The organism is Streptomyces sp. NPDC007264 (assembly GCF_042869095.1).
Classification (GTDB): domain Bacteria; phylum Actinomycetota; class Actinomycetes; order Streptomycetales; family Streptomycetaceae; genus Streptomyces.
Window position 1 is genome coordinate 63,724 of record NZ_JBIAFD010000004.1, and the last position, 25,111, is coordinate 88,834.

Sequence of the window (25,111 nt, forward strand, 5' to 3'; positions counted from 1 at the left end):
GCAACGAGACGTTCCTCCGTAGCTCAATTGGCAGAGCAGCCGGCTGTTAACCGGCAGGTTACTGGTTCGAGTCCAGTCGGGGGAGCTCGGTCCTCCGTAGCTCAATTGGCAGAGCAGCCGGCTGTTAACCGGCAGGTTACTGGTTCGAGTCCAGTCGGGGGAGCACGCTGAACGAGGACCCCGCCGGGGTCCTTTTTCATGTGCCCGGGAACCGCCCGCGCCCACGACGGAGTCCCCGAGGTCGGACGAAGCCGGCCACGCGAAGCAGGAGATCGTATGAGCGGCTATGCTGCGGCAGACGGCGCGCACACATGTGCGCGACGCGCCGTAACGGGGCGGTAGCTCAGCCGGTTAGAGCAGCGGACTCATAATCCGTCGGCCGTGGGTTCGAGTCCCACCCGCCCCACCAGTGCAGGTCCCGCCGGCTGCGAGTAGGCGGACAGCAGCGTACGCCACGGCATGTGCCACGTCTCCGGCGCGCACCGAAGAGTCTGAGTCGCACACCTGCGAAATCGTCATGGATCGGCGTTGATCGGCAAGGGCCGTCAAGATCCTCCAGGCGCTCGGCCGCCGCCGGGTGACGGACCGGCGGCTCGGAGGGATGTCCCGCTCGCCTCGTCCGGCAGGGCGAGCAGGTTCAGGCCGTTCAGGACTGCCGCGCGCAGCGGATCGGTGTCGGGCAGGCCGAGCTGGTCGGTCAGGGCCAGGGCGTGGTCCAAGGCGTCGCGGGCGGCGTCGGGGTGTGCGGAGCGCCGGCAGGCCTCGGCCAGACAGGTGAGCCCCCTGACCGCGCTCAGCCGGTCGCCGGTCTGGCGGAACAGGCCGACGGCCCATCGGTAGTGGGCCGCCGCCGCCTCGTACGCCCCGAGCCGCAGGTGCACGTACCCGAGACTGTCCTGGATGTGCGCCTGCCCGTTGAGGTCACCCGCGTCCTCTGCCAGGGCCAGCGATGCGCGGCAGTGGACCAACGCCCGGTGGTGATCGCCGAGCTGCGCGAGGAGCCAGCCGATGTGGTTGAGGGCGGCGGACTCCCCGGCGACGTCCTTGTCCGCCCGGTAGTGGTTCAGACTGCGCCGTGCGTGGGTGAGCGCCCGCCGGTGGAGGCCTTCGGACTCGAAGAGCCGGGACAGGTGCTGATGCACCCGGGCCCGGCCCGAGTGGCTGCCGAGTTCGCGGTAGAGGGCGAGCGCCCGGAGGTAGTGGTCGTGGGCCTCGGCGCGGTGTGCCAGCCGGTCGAGGGCGAGTCCCAGGCCTCGGTGCGCGTCGGCCACGGCCGCGGTGTTCCCCTGCTGTCGGGCGGCTTCGAGCGCCGTCGTCTGGGCGGTCGCCAGGGCCTGCCAGTGCCCGTTGCGGTCGAGGAAGGTGACGAGCGTCGAGGCCAGTTCCCAGGTGTCCGGAGCGGGGGACCCGGCCACGAGGGCGAGCATGATCGGGTACTCGGCCGTGAACCAGTCCTGCGCGTCCTGGTGGTCCACGAGTGGCTGCGCCGTGGCCTCGGCCGGGGCGGCCCGGGGCGTCAGCAGGGCGTCGGCTCTTCGGGCCGTGGCGAGATAGTGGTCGCGCATTCGGCGGGTGGCCCGCTCGCGGTCGGTGTCCTGGGCCTGGGCGAGCTCGGCGGCGTAGGCGCGCAGGAGGTCGTGCGCGGTGTAGCGGCCGGGTATGTGCTCGGTGAGCAGGTGCACGCGGGTCAGGTCGGCCAGCCGGGACCGGGCCGTGGGCACGGGGACGTCGGCCAGCGCGGCGGCCGCCTGAACCGCGAGGTCGGGCCCGGGATGAAGTCCCAGCAGGCGGAACATGCGGGCCGTGTCGGCGTCCAGGGCGCGATACGACCAGAAGAACACGGCGCGCACCTGGGTGGCCGGGTCGCCCGCGTCCAGGGCGTCGAGGCGGCCACCGTCGGCGCGCAGTTCCTCCGCCAGCAGGGCGAGCGGGAAGTGCGGCCGTGCGGCGGCGCGGGCGGCCACCACCGCCAGCGCGAAGGGCAGCCCCGCGCAGCGGGCGGTGATCTCCCGCACGGCCGTCGGCTCGGCGGCGATCCGGGGACCGCCGAGCCGGGCCGTGAGCAGCGCGCGGGCCTGGTCGGAGGTGAGCGGGTCGACGGTGAGGAGCCGCGCGTCCTCGGTCACGGCCAGGCTCGTGAGGCGGTTGCGGCTGGTCACCAGCGTGAAGGTGCCGGGGACGCCGGGCAGCAGGGGGCGCACCTGCTCCGCGTCGCGGGCGTTGTCGAGGAGGATCAGGACCTTCCGGCCGGCCAGCAGACTCCGGTACAGGCCGGTCTGCTCCTCCAGGCCGGCCGGCACGCGGTCCGGCCGGACTCCGAGGGCGACGAGAAAGCCTCGTACCGCCTCCGCCGGATCCGTCACGGTCGCCGACGGGTCGAACCCACGCAGGTTCGCGTACAGCTGCCCGTCGGGGAAGGCATGGCGTGCCCGGTGCGCCCAGTACACGGCCAGCGTGGTCTTGCCGACACCCGCGATGCCGGACAGAGCGGCGATGCCGGACGTGCCGGCCAGTTCGTCGAGTCGGGCCAGTTCGCGGTGGCGACCGGTGAACGCGGTCATGGGCGCCGGAAGGTGGGCCGGTGGGGTGCCCGCCCCCTCGAGCCGGGCGGTCGTCGCCGGCGCCGGCGACGGGGCGGACCGGTCCGGTACCGGAGCGGACGTCCGCCTCATGGGCGGTGCGGGGGCCGGGCCCAGGACGGTGGCCTGGATCCGCTGCAGCGCCGGTCCCGGTTCGATGCCCAGTTCACGGGCCAGCCGGCGTCGTACGTGCTGGTAGTGGGCGAGGGCCTCGGCGGTGCGGCCACTGCGGTGCAGGGCGAGCATCATCTGTCCGGCGAGACGTTCGTCCAGGGGGTGCGCGGCGGAGCGTGCCCGCAGGCCGGGGAGCGACTCGGCGTGCCGCCCCAGGCGTAATCGAAGGTCGTCGAGGTCCAGTTGGGCCGCGAACCGTTCCTGGTCGAGGGTGTCGCGCACCGAGTTGAACCAGGGTGTGTCGAGCGAGCCGAAGGCTTCGCCGGTCCACCGGGCCAGGGCGTCCTCCAGCAGGGCCACGGCCTTCGGGTCGTCGGTCTCGCGGGCCTCGGTGACCAGGCGGCGGAAGTCGTGCACGTCCACCGTGGCCGTGGCGGCCAGGGCGAGGACGTAGCCGCCCGCCTGCCGGGTGATCGCCACCTCGGCGGTGTCGGAGAAGGCCTGCCGCAGGCGGGAGACGTAGCCGTGGAGGGTGGCGCGGGCCTGCCGTGGCCGGTCCTCGCCCCAGACGCGTTCGACGAGTTCCCCGGTGGTGACAGGCCGCCCGGTGTCCACGAGGAGCGCGGCGAGGACGCTGCGTTGCCGGGAGTGGCCGAGCGGCGCGGGCCTGCCGTCGACATACGACTCGATACCGCCGAGCACCGTGAGATACACCGCCATGACCACCAACCTGCCAAATGTCGGGTCCGCCCCCTTGTCCTACCTGCCCGGCAAGACCGATTCAAGGTTCGTCCCAGGGTTTCCCTGGACCCGTCGGACACAGTGAGGGGCCCTGGAGCCGACGTCGTGATCGGGGGACGCGTTGAGCAGGCCACGAGCTGGGGAACCGCAGCGACGCCGTGACTTCCGCCTGTACTGGCTGGCCGGCGTGACGGACCGGCTGGGTACGCACGCCGCCGATCTGACACTCGTACTGCTCGTGCTGACGGTCGGCGGGAGTCCGGCGATCGCGGGCCTGGTGGGGACGGTCGCGCTGGCCGTCCCGACCGCGCTCGGGCCGGTCGCGGGCGTGCTGGCCGACCGTTGGTCACGGCGGCGGCTCATGCTCTCCTCGGCGGCGGTCGCGTTCGTCGCGTTCGGGGTGCTGACCTCGGCGGTGTTCCTCGACCTGGTCACGCTGCCGCTGCTGTTCGCCGTGACCGTGGTGGAGAGCGCCGCGGGGGCGGTCTATGCGGCGGCGGCCCGCGGCGCGATCCGGGCGGTGCTGCCGCCGGACGATCCGAGCGGCGCGGTGGCGGCGCTCCAGGCCCGCGATCAGGGGGCCGCGCTGCTGGGCCCGTTCCTGGGCGGAGTGCTCTATCAGCTGGCCCGATGGGCGCCGTTCGCCGCGAACACCCTGTCGTACGCCGGGGCCGCGCTGTGCGTCCGTGCGATCCGTACGGAGCTGTCGGCGCCGGACGGTCCGGACCGGGCGACATCGTTCCGGGACTCCGCCCGGGAGGGGCTGAGCTTCCTGTGGCACCAGCCGTTCCTGCGGTTCGCCCTGGTGTGGGGCGCAGGCGTCAACGCCGTGTTCACCGCCGCGTACTACTTCGTGCTCATCACGGCCCGGACGCACGGCGCCTCGCCCGCGTCGGTCGGGCTGATGCTCGGCCTGGCCAGCGGGTGCGGTCTGGTGGGCGCTCTGGTGACGCCCCGGGTGCTGCGCCGGGTGCCCGCGGGACGGCTCGTCGTCGGCTGTTCGCTGGCCATGGTGGTGCTGGTCGCGCCGCTCGGCGCGGTGCGCTCCGTCTGGGCGTACGGCGTGCTGTTCGGCGCCGCGCTGTTCGTCGGGCCGGTGCTGAGCGTGCTGTTCCAGACGCGGGCGATCGCGCTCGTCCCGTCCGAGCTCCAGGGCCGCAGCGGTGCCGCGCTGGAGAGCGTCGCGAACGCCGTCCAGCTCGTCGCGCCCGTCACGGCGGGCCTGTTGACCGGACTGCTCGCCCCGGCGGCCGTCGGAGTGCTGCTCGCGGCACTCCTGCTGGTCCTGGCCGGATACGCGCACGGCGGCCGCAGGCACCTCGACGACATGCCGCCCGCACCGGTTCCGACCCCCGTGTCACAAGGAGACTGACGTGGAGATGCAGTTGCTCGTGGCGCCGTGCACGCTCCCCTCGATCGCCGAACTCGCCCCGGACCGGGGGTGTTTCACAGGCGCGGCCGACGACCGGTGTGAGATCTTCGCCTGGGACGTGGCGCGGGGTACGGCACGGCGGGTGACCGACCGGCCGGGGCTCGGCACCGACGTCGCGGACGTGGAACCGGGCGGCGAGTTCCTGTGGTGGTTCGACGACGACCGTGCAGGACGCGGGAGTTGGCGGATACAGCCCTGGGCGGGCGGCGCGGACCGGCCGGCGCTGCCGGGCACGGCGCCCGCACTGAACGCGGGGCTGGCGATGGCCGCCGACGGCACCGCCGCCGTCGGGCTGATCGACGAGCGCGGGTTCTCCGTCCACCTGCGTTCGCCGGGCGGGAAGGCGCGCACCGTCCTGGCGGCGGAGGGCGGCGGCGAGCTGATCGACCTGTCGCCGGACGGCTCGCTGCTGGCGGTGGAGCAGGAGACGTCCGTCCGCGTGCTGGACCGCTCGGGGACCACGGTCGCCGAACTCCCCGGCCCCCTCTGGTCGCCGGGCTTCCGGCCGGCCGCCGGCCCACCCCTGCTCCTGCTGCTGGCCGAGGACGACGACGGCTATGTGCTGCGGACCTGGACGCCGGAAGAGGGACCGCGGCCGGTCGAGTGGTGCCGGTTCGAGTCGGAGGTGTCGGCCGGCTGGTCTCCCGACGGCCGGGTGCTGGTCCGGCAGGACCGCCGGGGTCGCAGCGATCTCTTCCTGGTCGATCTCGCCCGACAGCGCTGCGCCGCGCTGCCCGTGCCGGCCGGGACCGTGCTCGACGCCAGGATGCAGCCGGGCGACGACCTGCACCTCGTGTGGACGGACACCAGGACACCGCCCGCGCTGCGGACCTCGTCCGGCCGCCGGCCGCCCAGCACGCCTGAACTCCCGCCCATGGAACTGCCGTTGACACTCGGCGACCGGTGGACCGAAGGACCCGGGGGGCGAATCCACACCCTCCTCACCACCCCGACGGACCGGCCGGGGCCGTGGCCGACGGTGTTCCTGGTGCACGGCGGCCCGTTCCAGCACGACCGGGACGCCTACGACCCGGCCGTGGTCCTGCTGACGGCCGCCGGGTTCGCGGTCGCGCGGGTCAACTACCGCGGTTCGACGGGATACGGGCCGGCCTGGCGCAACGCCTTCGACGCCGGCGTGGGCCTGCCCCAGGTCGCGGACCTCGCGGCGGTCCGCGCCGACCTCGTCCGCGAGGGCCTCGCCGAGCCGGCCCGGACCGGGCTGGCTGGCTGGTCCTGGGGCGGCTATCTCACCCTCCTCGCCCTCGGCACCCAGCCCGAGCTGTGGCGGGCGGGAGCGGCGGTGTACCCCGTCGCGGACAGCGCCGCCGCGTTCCGGGCGGGCACACCCGCGCTCCGGTCCCTGGACGCCCGGCTCTTCGGCGGTACCCCCGACGAGCAGCCGCACCGTTACGCGGAGGCCTCCCCGATGACGTACGTCGACGCGGTGCGCGCCCCGGTGCTGCTGGTGGCCGGCGGCAGCGACGTCAAGTGCCCGCCGGAGCAGGTGGTCCGGTACGCGCGGGCGCTGCGCGCACGGGGGCTCGCCCCCCAGCTGCTGGAACTGGACACCGGGCACGAGAGCCGCCTGGCGGACGAGCAGGCGACGGTGCTCACCACCGTCGTGTCCTTCCTCGGCGCGCAGCTGGGCGGCCACGTCGGCGCCCGGGCCGTGTGACCCGTCCGAGACTCCGCCGGGCCACGGCCCGGCGGCCATTCCCGAGCCGATCCGGAGAGGAGGTGAACAACGTGCGTAAAGCCGTCGTCCACAACGACCCGCTCGACCTCAAGAACCAGGCACGGGCCAACCGGCCGATCATCGTCATCATCGTCAGCTCCTGACACGCGGACGCCGGGACGGCCCTCGGGCCGCCCCGGCAGTCCTCGGCCCCGACCGCTCGACGCTCTCCAACCTCCCCCCTTTCCAACGGCCTTCGGTCACCCGGGAGTCACTGTGAACATCGTCCTCGTCACCATGCCCTGGGCACTGCTCGACGTGCCCTCCCTCGCGGTGGGCATCCTGCGCCGCAGTGCGAAGAACGCCTTTCCGGATGCCGAGGTGACCGTCGTCCACGGGAATCTCGACTACGTCGACTGGCTCCTCGAACGGCGCGAGTTCACCCTGGCCCAGTTCAACCTCCTCGCTCTGGACAGCTACTTCAGCGGCCTCGGCGACTGGGTCTTCTCCTCCGCGCTCTACCCCGACGACGATCCCGAGCGGCGGATCCAGCAGATGACCGAACAGCTCCCGCTGTCCGACGAGGATCGCGACATGGCCATCGGTCTGCACCGGTCTGCACCGGAGTTCGTCACCGAGCTGGCCCGGCGAATCCTCGCCCTCGAACCGGACGTGGTCGGGTTCACCTCGACCTTCCAGCAGAACACCGCCTCCCTGGCCACGGCGCGCGCCATCAAACTCGCCGCACCCCGGGTGCGCACGGTGTTCGGCGGCGCGAACTGCGACGGGCCCCAAGGGGCGGCCCTGCACCGCAACTTCGGCTTCGTCGACTATGTGGTCCGGGGCGAGGGCGAGCACGCCTTCCCCGCCCTGCTGAAGGAGCTGGCGAAGGACACTCCCGATCCCGAGGCGCTCGCCGGCATCCCGGGGCTGTGTCTGCGCGACGGCGACACCGTGGGGGCCAACCCCATGAGTGCGAGGCCACTGCTCCCGGCCGACATCGTCTCGCCCGACTACGACGGGTACTTCGAGCGCCTGGAGGCGTCCAGGGTGCGCGACTGGGTGGAGCCGAAGCTCGTGGTCGAGGGGTCGCGCGGATGCTGGTGGGGCGAGAAGCACCACTGCACGTTCTGCGGGCTGAACGGTTCGTTCATGGAGTTCCGCAGCAAGAGCCCGGACGCCTTCTACGACGAGGTGGTCGGCCAGGTCCGACGCCACCAGGTGCTCGACATGTACGTGGTCGACAACATCCTCGACATGAAGTACCTGTCCACCGTGCTGCCCAGGCTCGAACGGAGCGGCTACGACCTGCGGCTGCAGTTCGAGATCAAGTCGAATCTGCGGCGCGAGCAGCTGGCGACCCTCTACCGGGCCGGCCTGGTCAACGTCCAGCCGGGCATCGAGAGTCTGAGCAGCCGGGTGCTGAAGCTGATGGACAAGGGCGTCACCGGCTGCCTGAACGTACGCATGCTGCGGGACGCCGAGACCGTGGGGCTCTCGGTCTCCTGGAACTATCTGTACGGCTTCCCCGGCGAGCGTCCCGAGGACTATCTGCCGCTCGTGGCGCAGTTCCCCGCCCTGCATCACCTGGCGCCGATGGAAGGGGTGGCCCGGATCGTCACGGAACGGTTCAGCCCCAACTTCGACCGGCCCGAGTTCGGGTTCCAGCCGCTCAGGCCGGACGCCCAGTACCGGCGCAACTACAACCTGCCCGAGTCCGAACTGCGCGACCTGGCCTACCTGTTCACCAGCCCGCACCGCGGCATCGAGGAGCCGGTCAACGATCTGCTCAAGGCAGCCGGCGACCGCTGGCAGGAGGAGTACGTCCACAGCAGGCTCAGCGGGGTGGACCTCGGCGACCGGATCGTCCTGGTCAGCCGGCGCAAGGACTTCGACTGGACCACGATGACCCTTCAGGACCCGTTCGAGCTGGCCGTGTTCCGCCTTCTCGACCAGCCGCACTCCGTGCCGTCGCTGCTCCGCAAGCTGGCCGGGGACACCTCCGCGACGACGCTGGAGGCGCTGCTGGCCGACTGGCTGCGGCTCGGCCTGGTCTTCACCGACGACGAGCAGTGGGTGCACGTCGTGCCGACGGCCACCAACCAGGAACTCCTGCGCTTCGAGCGGATCTTCGACACCCGGCGCAAGGGCACCACCGACGACGAACCGGAACCCGAGCCGAGTCTCGCGGGCTGACCCGAGGAGTACGAAGGAGTACGCGCGATGCCGACCACGACCCCGCTCACCCTGACCACCTGGCGCGACCACGACGAGGAGGTGCTCCAACTGCCCGCGATGCGACCACGGGCGACGGTGGTGGCAGAGTCCGCCACCCCGGCCGGGACCGCCGCGGAGCTGTACGGGAAGGGCGTACGGCGGGTCGCCCTGGACCGCCCCGCCGACCTGACCGGGGCCACCGGAGCCCAGGCGATCGTCTCGACGATGCTGCTGGTGGGCGAACTGACCAGCTGGGGCATCGTCGTCGACTGGGACGTGGCGTTCGGAGCGGACCCGGAGATCTGGCGGTCGTTCAACCACCTCCATCCGCCGCGGCAGGTCCTGGACACGGAGGACGCGAAGGAGGCGGAGGACATCCGCCAGGAGTGGCGGTCGACCTTCTACGTCGGCAAGTGCGTCTACCGAAGAGGTCCCGGCTTCGTACAGGTCCGCGACCGTCGTGCCGGGGGCTCGCTGGCCCGCTACACCCTGGACGACCCCGCCTATCTGGAAGCCGTCGACCGGCTGGCGCACGGCTGCCCCGCCGACGCCGTGGCCCCCGACGTGCTGGATCACCTGGTCGGCGAGAGCCTCGCCGGACGGGCCGGACGCCTCGCCTGGTGGCTTCCGTACCGGGTCCGGCGCTGGCCATGGCCCTCGTTCGCGGTCTGATCCGGCCCGCGTCCGCCTCTGAGGCCGTCACCGGTCGTGGGGTACGTCATGGCACGTCCCCGGCGCCGCCCTCAGGTCGGCCGGTGTCCGCCGTCCGCCGGGCGCGGCGCACGTCGTCGACCACGACCGGGGTGCGGCGGAACTCAGCCGGACTCCCCGGAGGGTGTCCCCGGCCGATGCCGCCGAGCCGGCGGATCCGGCGGCGCCGGCCTCGGCCCGGTCGCCGGTGGGCGCAGCGGCAGCGTCATCCGCAGCAGTGCGCCGCTCGGCCGGTCGGACACCGTGGTGAGGCGGCCGCCGTGGCCCTCGACGACGGCGCGCACGATCGCCAGGCCGAGCCCCGTGCCGGGGCGTCCGGACGAGCGTGGGGGGCCGCTGCCGTCGTCGGCCCGGGAGCGTGCGAAGCCGATGCCCGTGTCCTCCACCTCGACCACGGCACCGCTGCGGTTCCCCCGGCAGCGCAGCACGATGGCGTCGCCCTCCGCGGTGAACTTCACGGCGTTCTCCACCAGGGCGTCGAGGGCGGCCTCCAGCCGGGACTCGTCGCCCTCGACCAGCACGGAGGGCGCGTCCCAGTGCCAGTCACGGTCCGAGGCCGGCCGCCACCGCTGGACCGTCCGCCGCAGGAGGGAGCCGAGGTCGACCGGGCCCCACTCGAACGCCGTGGACTCGTAGGCGTCGGCCAGGACGAGGAGGCGCCCGGCGAGGCCGCCGAGCTTGTCCAGCTCGTCCACCACGACATCGAGGTCCTCCCTGCTCCGCGGGGTCGGCAGCGCGTCACGGACCATCTCCGCGTAGCAGCGGGCCACCGTGATCGGCGTACGCATCTCGTGCGAGCAGTTGCGGACGAACAACTCCTTGACCTCCTGCGCGCGGCGCTCGCGCTCGACGAGGCTCTGTGTCTGAGCGAGGGCGGCCGCCCGCCGGCGTACGTGCCAGACCATGGCGAGGAACACCAGCGCCATCAGCGGCACTTCGGCGAGTTCGTCCCACTCCGCGTGGCCCCGCGCCACGAACCCGCCCAGCACCGTGCCCGTGACCAGGACGGTCACGGTCAGCACGACGGCCATGCGGCGGACCGACCAGCCCTGGAAGCCGTAGACGATGGACATGCTGATCCACACCAGGTGGAAGGCCACGGTCTCCAGGTGGGGTACGACGAACAGCAGCAGCTGGCTGCACACGGCGAACAGCACCCAGCCGGCGAAGACGAGACGGGGGTGCTCAGCCGGCACTGAACGCGTACCCGACATTGCGCACCGTCTCGATGACCGGCCGGGGCACCTTGCCGCGGATCCGGCGGACCGTCGCGTCGACCACGTTGCTGCCCGGGCCGTCGGCGTAGCCCCAGACGCTCGCGAGGAGTTCGCTCCGGCTGCACACCTCCCCGGCCCGCCGCATGAGGTGGCCGAGCAGCATGAACTCGCGGTGCGACAGGGGCACGTCCTTGCCGCCCACGCTGAGCGCCTGCCGTTCGAGGTCGAGGGTGGCCTCCCCGACGCGGAGCCATCGCTGGGAGACGCCGGTGGCGGGCGTACGGAGCCGGGTGCGGACCCGCTCCACCAGCTCCGCGGTCGCGAAGGGCTTGCCGAGGAAGTCGACGGCCCCGATCCGCAGGCAGCGGACCCGGGTCGCGACGTCGACCACGGCGGACAGGACGAGCACGCGCTGGTCGGGCCGCCGGTCGAAGGCGCGCCGCATCACCTCGAAGCCGTCGTACCCCGGCAGCATGAGGTCGAGCACCACGAGGTCGAACTCGCCGTCGCGCAGGCGGTCCACGGCGTCCGGTCCGGACCCCGTGCCGTCGACGACGTGACCGTCCGCCTCGAGTGTGCGGGTGAGGTAGGCGCGCAGCCGCGCCTCGTCCTCGACGACCAGCAACCGGGCCATGATGGCCACCGTCCTCCCCCCCGCCGCACATGCGACAGCGCCCCCTGGGCTGTCATCCGCGGCTGTCCCCGGATCTTTTATAGGTGTCGCTCCGGTGTTCGGCAGGCGGTCTTCCGAATGTGGCGGGATCGGCCTGGTCGGGCGCCCGTTCCAGGAGAGGGGGATGGCGCTGCGTGAGCGTGTGTTCACATGGTGTGGCGATCCGGCCCCTGTGGTGACGTCCCGTTCGGCCCGCCCCACGACGCCCCGTCATGACAGATGGATGAAAGGCGTGTCATCTTCGCGCACGCTCTCGGCGGCCGGCCGCAGGGTGGTCGCGCGACCCCAGCGGGTCGTGCCACCGGCCGGTGGCAGGGGCGTGCGCCCTCGTTCTCCCGCCCCGGTGGCCAAGGGCCGGACCCGGGCGTGCCGGCGGCCGCGGCAGGTCGGCAAGGGGAGGGGGAAGGCATGGTCACCGAACAGGCGAGAAGACGGTTCGGGAAGAGGGTGCGGCGAACCGTCGCGTTGATCGGCTCCGGGGCGTTGCTGGCGGGTCTTGCGGTCCTGGCGGGTCTGCCGCCCGCACCGGTGCGGCAGGCGCAGGCGGCGGCCGCCGACGGGCCGAGCGGTCCGACGGACGAGACGAAGGTCCCGCACTACTTCGGCCCGTGGCCGAACTGGGCCAACAGCCCGCTGACGCAGTCGAAGGCGCGGGTGGCCATCAGGTCCACCGCGATGCGGGTGGGGAACCCGTTGACCGACCGGGCGTTCGCGACCGACTACGCGACGCCGCCGGGCGAACTCGGGCCGGTGCTCGTCGTCCTGGGCGGCTCCCCGCTCCCCGACGGCACCCTCAAGAGCTTCCAGACCTGGAACCAGGCCACGACCGGCGGGAGTCCCACGGCGTCCGAGGGCGGCCTCTTCCACGCCTACGTCCTCAGGCCGGCGGGCGCGGCGGACACGTACACCGTGGTGTCCGACAGCGGGCCGCGGGCGGTGCCCGCGCCGGCCGCCGCGGCCGGAGAGGTCACGACGTACGACGTCCCCGACGTCGCCGTGCGGGCCGGGGACGTCATCGGTTTCTACGGTGAGGGCGTCCCGGTCGACACGGGTGTCGCCTCCCGCACGGACACCTTCGTCTATCCGGCCGGTGTCGACACCTCCACCACGCCGCAGACCAACGTGCCTCCGAAGGAGGGCGGCACGGTGGCGGTGGGCTCGGCCGACTACCCGCGTTACCCGATCCAGGACCGGCAGTACTCCTTCGGGGCGCAGGTGGTCCCCGACGGGACCGGCGCCGAGGCGACGGCCACGGTGGACCCGCAGACCGGAGGCATCGCCTCGGTCGAGGTGACCGCCCCGGGGCACGGCTACGTCGCGGGCGCGACATCCGTCACCGTCGACGGCGGCACCACGGCGGCGACCGCGGAGGCCGCCGTCAAGGCGACGGGGGCCGTGGTCGGCCTCACGGTCGGCGCGGGCGGCAGCGGCTACGGCGGCTTCGCGGTCGGCATCACCGGCGGTGGCGGCAGCGGTGCCGCCGCCACGGCCTCCGGTGGGGTGGACGCCGTGGCGGTCGCGGACGGCGGGTCGGGCTACACCATGCCCACGGTGGACTTCGACCTTCCCGACGACCCGAACGGCACCGTGGCGAAGGGACATGTGGAGCCGGCCGACCTCGCGGCCGACGGCAGCGTCACCAAGGTGACCGTCGACGATCCCGGCAGCGGCTACAGCGGTGCTCCCGGCGTCGCGGTCCACAACGGGACCCTGGCCGACCCGATCCCCGGCGCGACGGAGGCGAAGGTCTCCAGCAGCCTGAGACTCGTCGGCCTGACGGTGGACACGATCGGCTCCGGCTACGGCGGAACGCCCGATGTCACCATCACCGACCCGACCGGCAAGGGCGGCACCGGGGCCACCGCGAAGGCCGTGACGGACACCGGCGCGATCAGCGCGGTCAAGGTCACCGACCCGGGGGCCGGCTATCTCTCGGCCGGGATGAAGAAGTTCCAGGACGACCTGCCGCTCACCTGCGACCCCAAGGCGGACGGCACGGGCTGCCCCGACGTCGCCCAGCTGCAGGCGCCGTCGGCGAAGCCGTCGGAGAAGTTCGTCCCGCTGGCGGTGCCGGAGACCGTCACCACCGGCGGCAAGCAGGCCGACGCATACGTGATCGGTCTCGTGCAGTACCTCACCCGGTTCTCCTCGGACCTGCCGCCGACCCTGGTACGGGGCTACGTCCAGCTGTCGACGGACGCGGTGCCCGGACGGAAGGTCCCGCTCTACAACGAGCTGATGGACGGGACCCGGCAGCCACTGCCGTACACGGGTGTGACCTCACCGCAGTGGATGGGCCCCCTCGTCGCCGCGACCAAGGACCGGCCGGTGCGGATCGTGTTCCGCAACCTGCTCCCCAAGGGCGCCGACGGCGACCTGTTCCTGCCGGTCGACAGCACCGGCATGGGCTCGGGCATGGGCCCGATGGCGATGCCCGCACCGAAGAACGACGGCACCGTCACCGACGAGGTGCGCAACCCGGCGTGCACGAACGACAAGACCGGCTGCTTCCCGGACAACCGGGCCACCCTGCACCTGCACGGCGGCATCACGCCCTGGATCAGCGACGGCACCCCGCACCAGTGGATCACCCCGGCCGGCGAGAACACGGAGTGGCCGCAGGGCGTCAGCGTGCAGAACGTGCCGGACATGACGGACGGCACCGGGGCGACCCTCTGCGCCGCGAAGGACGACGGCTGCTCGACGTTCTACTACGCCAACCAGCAGAGCGCGCGGCTGATGTTCTACCACGACCACTCCTACGGCATCACCCGGCTGAACGTGTACGCGGGTGAGGCCGCCGGCTACACCGTCACCGACGACACGGAGAAGGCGCTGATCGGCAGCGGCACCATCCCCGACGCGGGCGACACCGTGCCGCTGCTCGTCCAGGACCGCACCTTCGTGCCGGACGACGCGCAGCTCAAGGACCAGAAGGACGCCGACGGCAAGACCGTCTCCCACGGTCAGGACCCGACGTGGAACACCAGGCGCTGGGGCACCAAGGGCAGCTTTTGGTACCACCACGTCTACATGCCCGCGCAGAACCCGGGCGACCCGTCGGGCATGAGCGCGTACGGCCGCTGGATGTACGGGCCGTGGTTCTGGCCGCCCGCCGGCACCGCCAGGAACGGGCCCATCGCCAACCCCTACTACGACCCGAAGTGCAAGCTGGACGTCCCCTCGACCTGGCAGTACCGGACCGACCCGTTCTGCGAGCCGGAGCAGATCCCGGGCACGCCGAACATCTCGATGGGCATGGAGCAGTTCAACGACACGCCCGTCGTCAACGGGGTCGCCTACCCCAAGGTGACGCTCCAGCCGAAGACCTACCGGATGCGGCTGCTCAACGCGGCGAACGACCGGTTCTTCAACTTCCAGTGGTACGCGGCCGATCCGAAGCAGGGCGACGGCACGACCGAGGTGGCGCTGAAGCCGGGGGAGCTGGCGGCGGCGCAGACCGACCCGACCGTGTCGCCCACCCCGGTGGACGCCAACAACGACGCCGCCGGGCCGGACTGGATCCAGATCGCCAACGAGGGCGGCTTCCTGCCCGCCCCGGCCGTCATCGACGGTCAGCAGCCGACGACCTGGATCACGGACCCGACACGCTTCGACGTCGGCAACGTGGACAAGCACTCGCTGGCCCTCGCCCCTGCCGAGCGGGCCGATGTCCTGGTGGACTTCTCGAAGTTCGCCGGCAAGACGCTCATCCTGTACAACGACGCCCCCGCGGCCTACCCGGCGCGCGTCCCCTCGTACGACTACTACACGGGCGCACCGGACCTCAGCCCGACCGGCGCACCGACGATCCTGCCGGGGTACGGGCCCAACACCCGTACCGTGATGCAGGTGACCGTCGCGGACACGGCACCCGCTCCGGCGTTCGACCTGACGAAGCTGCGGGCCGCCTTCCGGCACCACGCGGACGGCTCCGGCGTCTTCGAGTCCGGGCAGAACCCGGTGGTCGTCGGGCAGGCGGCCTACAACTCGGCGTACGGCACCAACTTCGCCGCCGGCAGCAACTGCAACGTCGCCAACACGTCCGTGAACACCTGTGACGGCCTGGTCCGGGTGAACGACACGTCGGCGTTCGGCTTCAACACGCTCAAGGCGCCGAACGCCAAGACGACGATTCCGCTGCAACCGAAGGCCATCCACGACGAGATGAACGCGACCGCGTTCGACGACTACGGCAGGATGCAGGCCAACCTCGGCATCGAGGCGCAGCCACCGACGCCGGGGGCGCAGAACGTCACGTTGTACCCGTACATCAACCCGCAGACCGAGCTGATCGACGGCACCGACCTGCCCAAGGGCGACATGAAGGTCACGCCCCTCGGCACCAGCCCGGACGGCACCCAGATCTGGCGGTTCACCCACAACGGGGTGGACACGCACCCGATCCACTTCCACCTGTACGACGTCCAGGTCCTCAACCGGGTGACCTGGGACAACATCGTCATCCGGCCGGACGCCAACGAGCTGGGGTGGAAGGACACGGTGCGGATGAGCCCGCTGGAGGACACGATCGTCGCACTGCGGCCGGTCGTGCCGACGGTGCCCTTCGAAGTTCCGAACTCCGTCCGGCCGCTGAACCCGGCGATGCCACCGGGCGACACGTCGATGTTCAACAACGTCGATCCGCAGGGCAATCCGACGGCCGCCATCACCAACAAGCTGGTGAACTTCGGCTGGGAGTACGTCATCCACTGCCACATCCTCAGCCACGAGGAGATGGACATGATGCGCCCCGAGTCGCTGGCGCTGCCGCCGCTGAAGGCGAGCGGGCTCTCCTCGGACGTCGTGGGCACCGGCGACAGCGCCCGGATCCGGCTGTCCTGGCAGGACAACTCGATCAACGAGACGTCCTTCGTGGTCCAGCGGTCCGGCGACGGCACCGCATGGGCCGACGTGGGCACGGTCGCCTCGCCACTGGACCGGCCGAACATCCACGAGGCCCGCTCCTTCGTCGATCCGACGGCCTCGGTGGCCACGCCGTACCTGTACCGGGTCGTCGCGCTCAACAGGGTCGGATACGGCAGCGAGTTCCCGAGCATGACGGTGAGGTCGGTGTCGGACCCGCTCGGCGTCAACGGTCCGCAGCCTCCCACCGGCCTGGCCGCGGGGCTGCGGAGCGGGCCGAGGCTCAGCCTCACCTGGCGGGACAACGCGACCAACGAGTCCGGGTTCGTCATCGAGCGGTCCGCCGACAACGGTGCGACGTTCCAGCAGGTCGGCACGGCCCCGGCCCGCAGCAGGACCGGGAAGGTCCGGTTCGTGGACGGCACCGTCACCCTCGGGTCGACCTACCGGTACCGGGTCTCGGCGGCCAACGTCGCCGGACGCAGGACGACCCGCCCCCTCACGGTTCGGCTGACGGTGCGCTCACCGTGGTGACCACGGGCCGCTGAGCGGGGACCACGACAGGAGGGCGGGCTGCGGCCCGCCCTCCGCGCACGTCCGCCACGGCCGTGCCCGGCGCCGAAGTGGCGAGCCGCCGAGTGAACCGCCAGGCATGCCTCGTCCGATGAAGAGGTGTGAACGAAACCAACCGGGGGAGTCCGGGCGACGCCGAGCTGTTGCGGGCCGTCGCGGACGGGGACCGCCGCGCCTTCGAGGAGCTGTACCGCCGCTACGCGCCGTGGCTGGTGCTGCGGCTGCGCGGGCGGTGCCCCGATCCCGCGCTGGTCGACGACGTCGTGCAGGAGACGTTCCTGGACGTGTGGCGGGGAGCGGCCCGCTACCGCCGTGACGGTGACGTGGCGGGCTGGCTGTGGCGGATCGGGTCGCGCCGCCTGGTGGACGGGCTGCGCCGCGACGGGGCCCGGGGCCGGCTGCGCCAGGCACTGTCGCGGCTGCGTCATCGCGACGAGGCGTCCGCCGAGGAGCAGGTGCTGGCCCTGGTACGGCACGGCGACCTGGCGGCCTCGCTGGCCGGGCTCTCGCCGGAGCTGCGGGCGGTGCTGCAGGCCACGGTGATCGACGGCCTGACGACGCGTGAGGCGGCCGTCCTGCTCGGCATCCCGCCGGGCACGGTCAAGACGCGGGCCATGCGCGCCCGGAGGCACCTGCGGGAGGGGCTGGCATGAGCTGGCATGTGGACGACGCGGACGTGCGGGAGTACGCCCACGGGGATCTGGCGCCGCCCCGGCTGTGGTCCGTCGAAACCCACCTCGCGGCCTGCGCGGACTGCCGGGCGGCGCTCTCGGCGCACGTCGCGCCCGCCGAGATCGACGCGGGCTGGGCCCGTCTGGACGCCGAGCTCGATGCCCCGAGGCCCGGCCCGGCCGAGTCGCTGCTGATCCGGATGGGGGTCGCCGACCACACCGCGCGGCTGCTCGCCGCGACCCCGGTGCTGCGCCGGTCCTGGCTCGGCGCCGTGGCGCTCACCCTGCTGCTGGCCGTCGGCGCGGGACTGGCCGCGTCGCCGCTGATGCTGCTGGCCACCGCGCCGCTGCTGCCGCTGGCGGGGGTGGCCGTGTCGTTCGGGCCCGGACTGGACCCGACGTACGAGACGGCGGTGGTCGCGCCGATGCACACCTTCCGCCTGTTGATGGTGCGCACGGTCGCGGTGCTGTCGACGACGACCGCGCTGAGCGGGTTGGCGAGCCTGGCGCTGCCCTCGTTCGGCCTGGCCGTGCTCGGCTGGCTGCTGCCGGCGCTCGCCCTGACCGCGACGGGCGTCGCCTTGACGGCCCGGCTGGGGCCGGTCCTCGCGCCGGCGCTCGTCGGCGGTGGCTGGATCGCCCTGGTGGCGCTGAACGTCGTGCTGTCGTCCGGGACGCCGGTGCCGTTCACCGCTGCCGGTCAGGGCACGGCGGCGGCGGTCGCGGTCACGGCGACGGCGCTGCTGGCGGTGGTGCGGGACCGCTTCGACAGCGGTCGCCCGCTCGGCCCTTCCCTTCGATCTCTCCCCTTCACGGCAAGGAGGCTGTCATGACAGCGCCCACGGTCTCGGCCGTCGGACTGACCCTGAGCCATCGCGGTACGCGAGCGGTGGACGAGGTGACGCTGCGGCTCGGCGAAGGCGTCACCGGCCTGCTCGGGCGCAACGGCGCGGGCAAGACGACGCTGCTGCGGATCCTGGCGACGGCGACGCCACCGGACTCCGGGGCGCTCACCGTGCTCGGGCACGACCCGAGCACGGTCCGCGGGCGCCTGGAGGCGCGCAGGGTGCTGGGCTATCTGCCGCAGAATCCGGGGTTCCACCCGGAGTTCACCGCCTTCGAGTTCGTCGACTACGTGGCGATCCTCAAGGAGCTGACGGACCGGCGGGCCCGGCACGCGGAGGTCCGGCGGGTCCTCGACGCGGTCGGTCTGGCGGAGGTGCGCGGCAAGCGGATCAGAAGACTCTCCGGCGGCATGCGGCAGCGGGTGGCCCTCGCGGCGGCCATGGTCGGCGATCCGGGGTTCCTGGTCCTGGACGAGCCCACGGTCGGCCTCGACCCGGAGCAGCGGATGAGGTTCAGGGAGCTGATCGCACAGGCCGGGGAGGGCCGCACGGTGCTGCTGTCCACCCACCAGACGGAGGACGTGGCGATGCTGTGCCGCCGGGTCGTGGTGATGGACAAGGGCCGGGTGCGGTTCGACGGCACGCCCGCGGAGCTGACGGCGGTGGCCGACGGCCGGGTGTGGAGCAGCGCGGAGCGGCATCCGGGCGCCCGGGCCGGATGGCGCACGGGGGCGGGTGAGTTCCGCAACGTCGGGGATCCGCCGGCGGGCGCCCGGCTGGTCGAACCGACGCTGGAGGACGGCTACCTCCTCGCGCTCGGCGGCGACCCGGCGCACCGGGCGGCGGCATGACCGCCGCGACGCGGACCCCGGTCACGGCGCCGCCCCCGGCGCCGCGTGCGGCCGGGCGACGGGCGGTGACGGCGCTGGCCCGGTCGGAGGCGCGGCGCCTGCTGCTGCATCCCCTGGTGCTGGCCGCCGTGGCGGTGTACGTGGCGGTTCTGCTGTGGGCGGGCGGGGGGACGGGGGGCTCCTATCCGGTGCTGCAGGACGTCGACCGCGAGGCACATCTGGGACAGCTGATGCTGGGGCTGGCGGTGCTGGTCGCCGCGAACCTGGCGGTACTGCGGTCGCACCGGCACGGCACGGACGGGCACTTCGCGGTGCTGGTACTGCCGCCGTGGCAGCGCACCGTCGCCCATGTGCTGTCGGTGCTGCCGGCGGTGGCGGTGGGAGCGCTGCTGGTGGCCGGGCAGTTCACGGCGGCGGCGCTCGAGCCCGGGGCGGTGGGCCACGGATCGGTGTTCGAACTCCTGACCGGGCCGCTGCTGGTGCTGCTGCCCGCGGTCCTGGGGGTGCTGCTCGGCCGGGCGGTCCTGTCACCGTTCATGGCTCCCCTGGCCGCGATCGCCCTCCTGGCGCTCACCTTCGTCTTCCCGCCCTCCCCGCACGCCGACGCCTGGCTGGGCAGGATGGCCCCGGTGCTGTTCGACCAGGGCCTGCGCCCGCTTCCGTCCGACCTGCTGGGGCGGCCCGCCGGATGGCACGCGCTGTATCTGCTGGCGCTCTCGGTGCTGGCGGCGGCCGGGGCGGTACGGGTGAGCGGCGGCCGGACGCGGGCCGTGCGGGCCACCGCCCTGGGGGCGCTCGGCGTGATCGTGACCGCCGTCGTGCTCCAGGGCCTGGCGCCGTCGAAGGCGGTGGTCGAGGCGCGCGAGGTGGCGACCCGTCATCCGGCGGCGGTGCAGCACTGCGAGCGGCGCGGGACGACGACGTACTGCGCCTTCCCCGAGTTCACCCCCTGGATCGGCGAGTGGGCCCGGGTGACGGACAGGGTGCGGTCGCTGGCCGGCACACCGCAGGCGACGCGGGCCCTGACCGTGCGGCAGCAGGTCGCCGCCCTCGACGGGCCGTCGGGCCAGGCGGAACCGTCACCCGCCGCGCCGGGCGAGGCGACGGCCGGCACGGCGTGGGGCGGTGAGTGGGAGCTGGAGTTCGCGGCGAGCGTCGCCCGGGGCCTGGTGGTGGGCGACGAGCGCCACCGCGGAGCGCACTGCGACGCGCAGGGCGTCCTGATGGCGTGGCTGGCGATCCACGCCACCCCGGACGGCGCGGCGACGTCCGCCGCGACCGGGCGCGGCCGCGCCAGCCGTGGGCTGATCCCGGCGCCGGTCGAACCGATCTCCTTGCGGGACCGCGAGTTCGCCGTGCTCCAGCGGCTGCTCGCCGAGCCGCAGGGGGAGGTGGAACGCCGGGTGAAGGCGTCCTGGGCGGAGCTCTCCGCCCGCGGCACCACCACCGACCGCGCGGCCGCCCTGCTGGGCGTCACCGCTCCGGCGGAGACGGCCGCGGACCGCGAGTGGAGCTGCGCATGAGGCGGCGGGGCCTGGTGACGGCCCTGGTGCGCCCCACCGTGCGGTCCCTGCCGTGGCCCCGGCTCGCCGCCGGCTGGGGGCTGGGGCTGGTCGTCGCCGCCGTACCGGTGCTGTTCTCGACGGGGTACTCGGCGCAGACGCTGGTCGATGTGGTGCGGGGGTCCGCGTGGTGCGGGGCGGTGGGGACGGCGTTCGTCCTGGACGATCCGGCCCGGCACACCGTCGGCACGCTTCCCGTGCCGCGCCCGCTGCGGCAGGCGTTGCGCGTGGCCGCGGTGCTGCCGGCGATCGCGGTGTGGTGGACGGCGGTGCTGGCCGCCGCACGGGCCGGCGCCGGCGCCGGGCAGTGGGCCGCGGTCCCGGTGGCGGCGGTGACGGTGGAGGCCGGCGCACTGTCCGGGCTCGCGCTCGCACTGGCCGCGGCGGTGGTGCGGTTCAGTGAGGTACGGATGCCGGGAGCGGGCGTGGCGGGCGCCGTGCTGGCGCTGCCGGTCACGGCCGCGGTGCTGCTCTCGTCCGACGCCACGCCCTTCGTGCCGCTGGGCGACCCGCGCTGGGCGGACGCCCACGTGCTGTGGTGCGGCATTCTGGCCGCCGTGCTGGCCGCCTGGCTGGTGTGCGCGCCGGAGCCGTGCCGCCGACTCGGGGGCCTGCGCCCCCGGCGCGGCGCAGGCGGGTGACTCGGCTCCGGGGCGCGGCCGCGGCGGCCGCCACGGCGAAACGCACGGCGTCTGGGCTCCGGGCCGTGCCGCCGTCGCCGCTGACGGTGGCGGGGACGGGCGCGGCCGTCCCCGGGGACCGGTCCGCGGACGGGAGCCGCACGGCGTCAGAACTCCGAGCCGTGCCGCCGTCGCCGACGGCCCACCCGACGGGCGTCCCCGCTGGGCGGCCCCGGTCGACATCCCCGGTGGGTGGCCCCGGCGGGTGACCTCGGTCGACGTCCCCGGTGGGCGACTTCGGCGGACGGCCCCGGCGGGCGACCCCGGTCGACGGCCCCGGTGGGTGTTCCCGGCGGGCGACTCCGGTGGGCATCAGTCGACATCCCCGGCGGGTGACCTCGGTCGACGTCCCCGGTGGGCGACTTCGGCGGACGGCCCCGGCGGGTGACCCTCGTCGACGGCCCCGGTGGGTGTTCCCGGCGGGCGACTCCGGTGGGCATCACCCGGCCGTCGTCACCGGGGGCCGTCACCGGGGGCCGTCACCGGCCGTCGTCACCGGGGGCCGTCACCGGCGGCCGTCACCGGGGGCCGTCACCGGCCGTCGTCACCGGGGGCCGTCACCAGCCGTCGTCACTCGGCTGTCGTCGCCCGGTGGGCGTCACCCGGTCGGTGTCACCTCGCCGGTGGCGGAGCGCGTGCGCAGTCCGCGGGCCACGACCGGTGGCATGGCCGTGCCCAGAGCGGCGAACGCCACGGCCAGGGCCGCCCAGCCGAGCGCCCCATGACCGAGCACCAGCCAGGTGAAGACCGCGGGGGCGATCATCTTGCCCATGTCGGCGCCCATCGCGTGCGTGGCCTGGTACTGGCCCTGGGCGTGGTCCGGGGCCAGGTCGAAGGCGATGCCCCAGCTGCCGGCCGCCTGCCGTACCTCGCCGAGGGCGTGGGCGACGGCGCCCACCGCGAGCAGCAGACAGGCGGGCAGCACTGCCGCCTTGTCGCTCAGCGCGAACACCAGGCAGGCGGCCGCGACACAGCCCGCGCCCTGGAGGCTGGCCCGCGCGGCGGCCGTCGGGTCGTCCACGCCCCGGGCGGCCCGGGTCTGGACGGCCACCACCAGGACGGTGTTGAGCAGCAGGATGGCCGCGCTCATCCAGCGGGGCGCCCCCGTGTGCCGCAGCACCCACAGGGGCAGCACCACGTCGAGCAGCACGGTGTGCGTGGTCAGCAGCCCGTCCAGGGCGGCGAAGGTGAGGTACGGCACGTCGCGCAGCACCCCGAGCGCGGGGCCCGCCGAGGCCGGGACCGGGGGCACGGACGGTTCCTTCACCGTGAGCAGGCCCGTGATCAGGAAGGTGACGGCGACGAAGCCCACCGCCGCCTGGTACGCCTCGCGGGATCCCACGGCCAGGACGAGACCGGCGAGGCAGGCCCCCACCGAGACGCTCGCGTTGGAGGCCGCGCGAATCTGGGCGAGCACGGCCACCCGGTTCGCCGAGGGGATCAGCCCCGCGATCATGGCCTTGCGGGCGCTGCGTCCCGCCCGGTAGGCGATGCCCTGGGCGGAGACGACGACCAGGTACGGCCAGAAGTCGGTGACGAACAGCAGACCGCACGTCAGCACGGTCAGCACCAGGAACGACCATATCTGCACGGTGCGCGGGCCGGCCCGGTCGGCCAGATGCCCGAGCGGGATGCTGGACAGCAGGACGATCGCGGCGGCGATGCTGACGCTCACGCCGAGTTGACCGGACGTCAGGTGCAGTACGGTCACCGCGTAGATCGCGCTGAGCGCCATCCACAGCCCCTGGCCCAGCGTCATCACCATCACGATGACCGTCAGCAGCCGCGCGGGTCCGGGTGGAGGCAGGAGGGATCTCATGTGGCCGGCACTCCTCGCTCGTTTCGCTCCCGCTCGGTACTCCCGGCGAGGCTAGGCCACGCCCCGACGGCCCGGCCCTTGGGCCCACAAAGGGAGTTGAGCGCGAAAATCCCGTTCTGCTCGTTGAGTTCACCGCCCTGCGCGAGACCAGGCACGAGACCAATGGGCAGAACGGGATTTACTCGTTAAACAAGCAGTGCGCTCGCAACGGCACAGCCCGTGCGGGGCACCGCTAGCGTCGATCCGGCTTCCCCTCACCGGAGTTCGGACCGACATGACCACAGCACTCGACCGGCGTCTGGGCGCCGGTCTGCTCCACCACGCGGGCGTCCGTCCCGACCGCGTCGCCCTGACCGTCGGGCGCCGTGACTACACCTACGAGGAGACCGCGGCCACCGCGCGGCGCTGGGCGGCCGCCCTCGTCGAGACGGCGGCAGGCCCGCCCCGCCGGGTCGCGGTGTTCGCCCACCGCGGCGAGGTCGCCTACCTGGGCGTGGCCGCCGCGCTGTTCGCCGGCGCCGCCTTCGTACCGCTGAACCGGAAGTTCCCGGTGGCCCGCACGCGCACCATGCTGGAGCGCGCCGACGTCGACGCCGTCCTCGCGGACGCCGCGTCGGCCGCCCAACTCCCCGAACTGCTGCGGCAGCTGCCCCACCGGCCGGTCGTCCTGCTGCCCGACGCCCGGCGGTCCGAGGTGCCGGGCCTCGACGGGCACCGGGTGCTGGACGCCACCGACCTCGCGGGGTTCACGGCGCCGGCGACACTGCCCGAGCCCGCCGCCGACGACCCGGCGTACCTGCTGTTCACCTCGGGCAGCACGGGCGTGCCCAAGGGGGTGCCCGTCACCCACGCCAACGTGCGCGCGTTCCTCGACGCCAACCAGGACCGCTACCGGCTGACCCCCGACGACCGGCTCACCCAGACCTTCGACCAGACCTTCGACCTGTCGGTGTTCGACCTCTTCATGGCCTGGGAGAACGGCGCCCGCGTCTGCTCCATGGACCCCATCGAACTGCTCGCGCCCTTCACGTACCTGGAGCGCAACGGCATCACCGTCTGGTTCTCGGTGCCCTCGGTCGCGGCCGTGCTGCGCCGGCGCGGGGTGCTGCGGCCGGGCACGATGCCGACGCTGCGCTGGAGCCTGTTCTGCGGGGAGGCGCTGCCCCGGGCCACCGCCGAGGAGTGGCAGGCGGCGGCGCCGCACTCCACGGTGGAGAACCTGTACGGACCGACCGAACTCACCATCGCCTGCACCGCCTACCGCTGGGACCCGGCGACCAGTCCCGCCGAATGCGTCCACGACAACGTGCCCATCGGACGGCCCTACCCGGGCCTCGACGCCCTGGTCGTCGACGAGCGGCTGGCCGACGTCCCCGAGGGCGAACCGGGCGAGCTGTGCCTGGCCGGACCGCAGACCACGCCGGGCTACTGGCGGGCGCCGGAGCTGACCGCGCAGCGGTACTTCGAGCGCGCCGGGCGGACCTACTACCGCACCGGCGACCTGGTGCGCCTCCTGAACGGGCAGTACGTCTGCCTCGGCCGCAACGACCAGCAGGTCAAGATCGGCGGTCACCGCGTCGAACTGGGCGAGATCGAGGCCGTGCTGCGCCGCGCCGGGGCCCTGGAGGCGGTGGCACTGCAGTGGCCGGACGCCGGCACGATCACCGCCGTGGTGTCCGGTGCCGGCGACCCCGAGGCCCTGGCCGACGCCTGCGCGGCCGGTCTGCCCGCCTACATGGTGCCGAGGTCCGTGCAGGTCGTCGAGGAGATGCCGGTCAACGCCAACGGAAAGGTGGACCGCGCCGCGCTGCGCCGCCACCTGGAGCAGCGGACACCCGGCTCCCGCTGACAGCCCGCCGGACCGCCCTACGCCATCCGCACCCGA

The 25,111-nt window shown here is 73.4% G+C and carries 15 protein-coding genes and 3 tRNA genes; 14 read left to right on the plus strand and 4 right to left on the minus strand.

Annotation, left to right across the window (positions count from 1 at the left end; genetic code table 11):
• Positions 1–12 precede the first annotated feature (12 nt).
• The 3 genes from ACFYMU_RS07490 (at position 13) to ACFYMU_RS07500 (ending at position 409) form a co-directional block, all read left to right on the plus strand.
• Positions 13–85, plus strand: a tRNA-Asn gene (locus ACFYMU_RS07490).
• 5 nt (positions 86–90) lie between these two features.
• Positions 91–163, plus strand: a tRNA-Asn gene (locus ACFYMU_RS07495).
• A gap of 169 nt (positions 164–332) precedes the next feature.
• A tRNA-Ile gene (locus ACFYMU_RS07500) sits at positions 333–409 on the plus strand.
• Between the two features lie 136 nt (positions 410–545).
• Here the strand turns inward: ACFYMU_RS07500 and ACFYMU_RS07505 are convergent.
• Positions 546–3,413, minus strand: coding sequence for a BTAD domain-containing putative transcriptional regulator (locus ACFYMU_RS07505; RefSeq protein WP_388369313.1), 2,868 nt, complete (start codon positions 3,411–3,413; stop codon positions 546–548).
• A 142-nt stretch (positions 3,414–3,555) separates the two neighbouring features.
• Between ACFYMU_RS07505 and ACFYMU_RS07510 the strand changes: the two genes are divergently transcribed.
• The 4 genes from ACFYMU_RS07510 (at position 3,556) to ACFYMU_RS07525 (ending at position 9,430) form a co-directional block, all read left to right on the plus strand.
• Complete coding sequence (locus tag ACFYMU_RS07510) at positions 3,556–4,806, plus strand: MFS transporter (RefSeq protein WP_388369317.1); 1,251 nt, start codon at positions 3,556–3,558, stop codon at positions 4,804–4,806.
• A 7-nt stretch (positions 4,807–4,813) separates the two neighbouring features.
• Positions 4,814–6,541, plus strand: coding sequence for a prolyl oligopeptidase family serine peptidase (locus tag ACFYMU_RS07515; RefSeq protein ID WP_388370306.1), 1,728 nt, complete (start codon positions 4,814–4,816; stop codon positions 6,539–6,541).
• Positions 6,542–6,817: 276 nt separating this feature from the next.
• A complete protein-coding gene (locus tag ACFYMU_RS07520) occupies positions 6,818–8,737 on the plus strand; it encodes a RiPP maturation radical SAM C-methyltransferase (RefSeq protein WP_388369320.1) in 1,920 nt (639 codons plus the stop codon).
• A 27-nt stretch (positions 8,738–8,764) separates the two neighbouring features.
• Positions 8,765–9,430 carry a DUF5825 family protein gene (locus tag ACFYMU_RS07525; RefSeq protein WP_388369323.1) on the plus strand — a complete coding sequence of 222 codons (666 nt, stop codon included), beginning with the start codon at positions 8,765–8,767 and terminating at the stop codon, positions 9,428–9,430.
• Between the two features lie 143 nt (positions 9,431–9,573).
• Here the strand turns inward: ACFYMU_RS07525 and ACFYMU_RS07530 are convergent, their stop codons facing one another.
• Positions 9,574–10,665 (minus strand): sensor histidine kinase, encoded by a 1,092-nt coding sequence (locus ACFYMU_RS07530; RefSeq protein WP_388369326.1) that lies wholly within the window; start codon positions 10,663–10,665, stop codon positions 9,574–9,576.
• Positions 10,655–11,320, minus strand: coding sequence for a response regulator transcription factor (locus tag ACFYMU_RS07535; RefSeq protein ID WP_388369329.1), 666 nt, complete (start codon positions 11,318–11,320; stop codon positions 10,655–10,657). The genes ACFYMU_RS07530 and ACFYMU_RS07535 overlap by 11 nt, the downstream gene beginning before the upstream one ends.
• A 447-nt stretch (positions 11,321–11,767) precedes the next feature.
• Here ACFYMU_RS07535 and ACFYMU_RS07540 point away from each other — a divergent pair, with 447 nt between their 5' ends.
• The 6 genes from ACFYMU_RS07540 (at position 11,768) to ACFYMU_RS07565 (ending at position 21,368) form a co-directional block, all read left to right on the plus strand.
• Positions 11,768–16,759, plus strand: a complete 4,992-nt coding sequence (locus tag ACFYMU_RS07540; RefSeq protein ID WP_388369332.1) for a multicopper oxidase domain-containing protein — start codon at positions 11,768–11,770, stop codon at positions 16,757–16,759.
• Positions 16,760–16,899: 140 nt separating this feature from the next.
• A complete protein-coding gene (locus tag ACFYMU_RS07545; RefSeq protein WP_388369335.1) occupies positions 16,900–17,451 on the plus strand; it encodes an RNA polymerase sigma factor in 552 nt (183 codons plus the stop codon).
• Positions 17,448–18,302: a zf-HC2 domain-containing protein gene (locus tag ACFYMU_RS07550; protein WP_388369338.1), complete on the plus strand. Its 855-nt coding sequence runs from the start codon at positions 17,448–17,450 to the stop codon at positions 18,300–18,302. Before ACFYMU_RS07545 ends, ACFYMU_RS07550 begins: the two co-directional genes overlap by 4 nt.
• Positions 18,299–19,165 carry an ABC transporter ATP-binding protein gene (locus ACFYMU_RS07555; protein ID WP_388369341.1) on the plus strand — a complete coding sequence of 289 codons (867 nt, stop codon included), beginning with the start codon at positions 18,299–18,301 and terminating at the stop codon, positions 19,163–19,165. The genes ACFYMU_RS07550 and ACFYMU_RS07555 overlap by 4 nt, the downstream gene beginning before the upstream one ends.
• The gene (locus tag ACFYMU_RS07560) at positions 19,162–20,688 is read left to right on the plus strand and encodes an ABC transporter permease (protein WP_388369344.1); all 1,527 of its coding nucleotides are present in this window, start codon (positions 19,162–19,164) and stop codon (positions 20,686–20,688) included. Before ACFYMU_RS07555 ends, ACFYMU_RS07560 begins: the two co-directional genes overlap by 4 nt.
• The gene (locus tag ACFYMU_RS07565; RefSeq protein WP_388369347.1) at positions 20,685–21,368 is read left to right on the plus strand and encodes an ABC transporter; all 684 of its coding nucleotides are present in this window, start codon (positions 20,685–20,687) and stop codon (positions 21,366–21,368) included. The genes ACFYMU_RS07560 and ACFYMU_RS07565 overlap by 4 nt, the downstream gene beginning before the upstream one ends.
• Positions 21,369–22,005: 637 nt before the next feature.
• On the opposite strand, the gene ACFYMU_RS07570 is transcribed toward ACFYMU_RS07565, so the two are convergent.
• A complete protein-coding gene (locus tag ACFYMU_RS07570) occupies positions 22,006–23,226 on the minus strand; it encodes an MFS transporter (RefSeq protein ID WP_388369349.1) in 1,221 nt (406 codons plus the stop codon).
• A 274-nt stretch (positions 23,227–23,500) separates the two neighbouring features.
• Between ACFYMU_RS07570 and ACFYMU_RS07575 the strand changes: the two genes are divergently transcribed.
• Positions 23,501–25,075: an amino acid adenylation domain-containing protein gene (locus tag ACFYMU_RS07575; RefSeq protein ID WP_388369352.1), complete on the plus strand. Its 1,575-nt coding sequence runs from the start codon at positions 23,501–23,503 to the stop codon at positions 25,073–25,075.
• Positions 25,076–25,111: the final 36 nt, after the last annotated feature.

Excerpts from the sequence above, each read along its gene's own strand:
- ACFYMU_RS07555 (WP_388369341.1), top strand. The coding sequence starts at position 18,299 with ATGACAGCGCCCACGGTCTCGGCCGTCGGACTGACCCTGAGCCATCGC.
- ACFYMU_RS07535 (WP_388369329.1), bottom strand. The coding sequence starts at position 11,320 with ATGGCCCGGTTGCTGGTCGTCGAGGACGAGGCGCGGCTGCGCGCCTAC.
- ACFYMU_RS07575 (WP_388369352.1), top strand. The coding sequence starts at position 23,501 with ATGACCACAGCACTCGACCGGCGTCTGGGCGCCGGTCTGCTCCACCAC.
- ACFYMU_RS07550 (WP_388369338.1), top strand. The coding sequence starts at position 17,448 with ATGAGCTGGCATGTGGACGACGCGGACGTGCGGGAGTACGCCCACGGG.
- ACFYMU_RS07560 (WP_388369344.1), top strand. The coding sequence starts at position 19,162 with ATGACCGCCGCGACGCGGACCCCGGTCACGGCGCCGCCCCCGGCGCCG.
- ACFYMU_RS07525 (WP_388369323.1), top strand. The coding sequence starts at position 8,765 with ATGCCGACCACGACCCCGCTCACCCTGACCACCTGGCGCGACCACGAC.
- ACFYMU_RS07505 (WP_388369313.1), bottom strand. The coding sequence starts at position 3,413 with ATGGCGGTGTATCTCACGGTGCTCGGCGGTATCGAGTCGTATGTCGAC.
- ACFYMU_RS07515 (WP_388370306.1), top strand. The coding sequence starts at position 4,814 with ATGCAGTTGCTCGTGGCGCCGTGCACGCTCCCCTCGATCGCCGAACTC.
- ACFYMU_RS07570 (WP_388369349.1), bottom strand. The coding sequence starts at position 23,226 with ATGAGATCCCTCCTGCCTCCACCCGGACCCGCGCGGCTGCTGACGGTC.
- ACFYMU_RS07565 (WP_388369347.1), top strand. The coding sequence starts at position 20,685 with ATGAGGCGGCGGGGCCTGGTGACGGCCCTGGTGCGCCCCACCGTGCGG.
- ACFYMU_RS07540 (WP_388369332.1), top strand. The coding sequence starts at position 11,768 with ATGGTCACCGAACAGGCGAGAAGACGGTTCGGGAAGAGGGTGCGGCGA.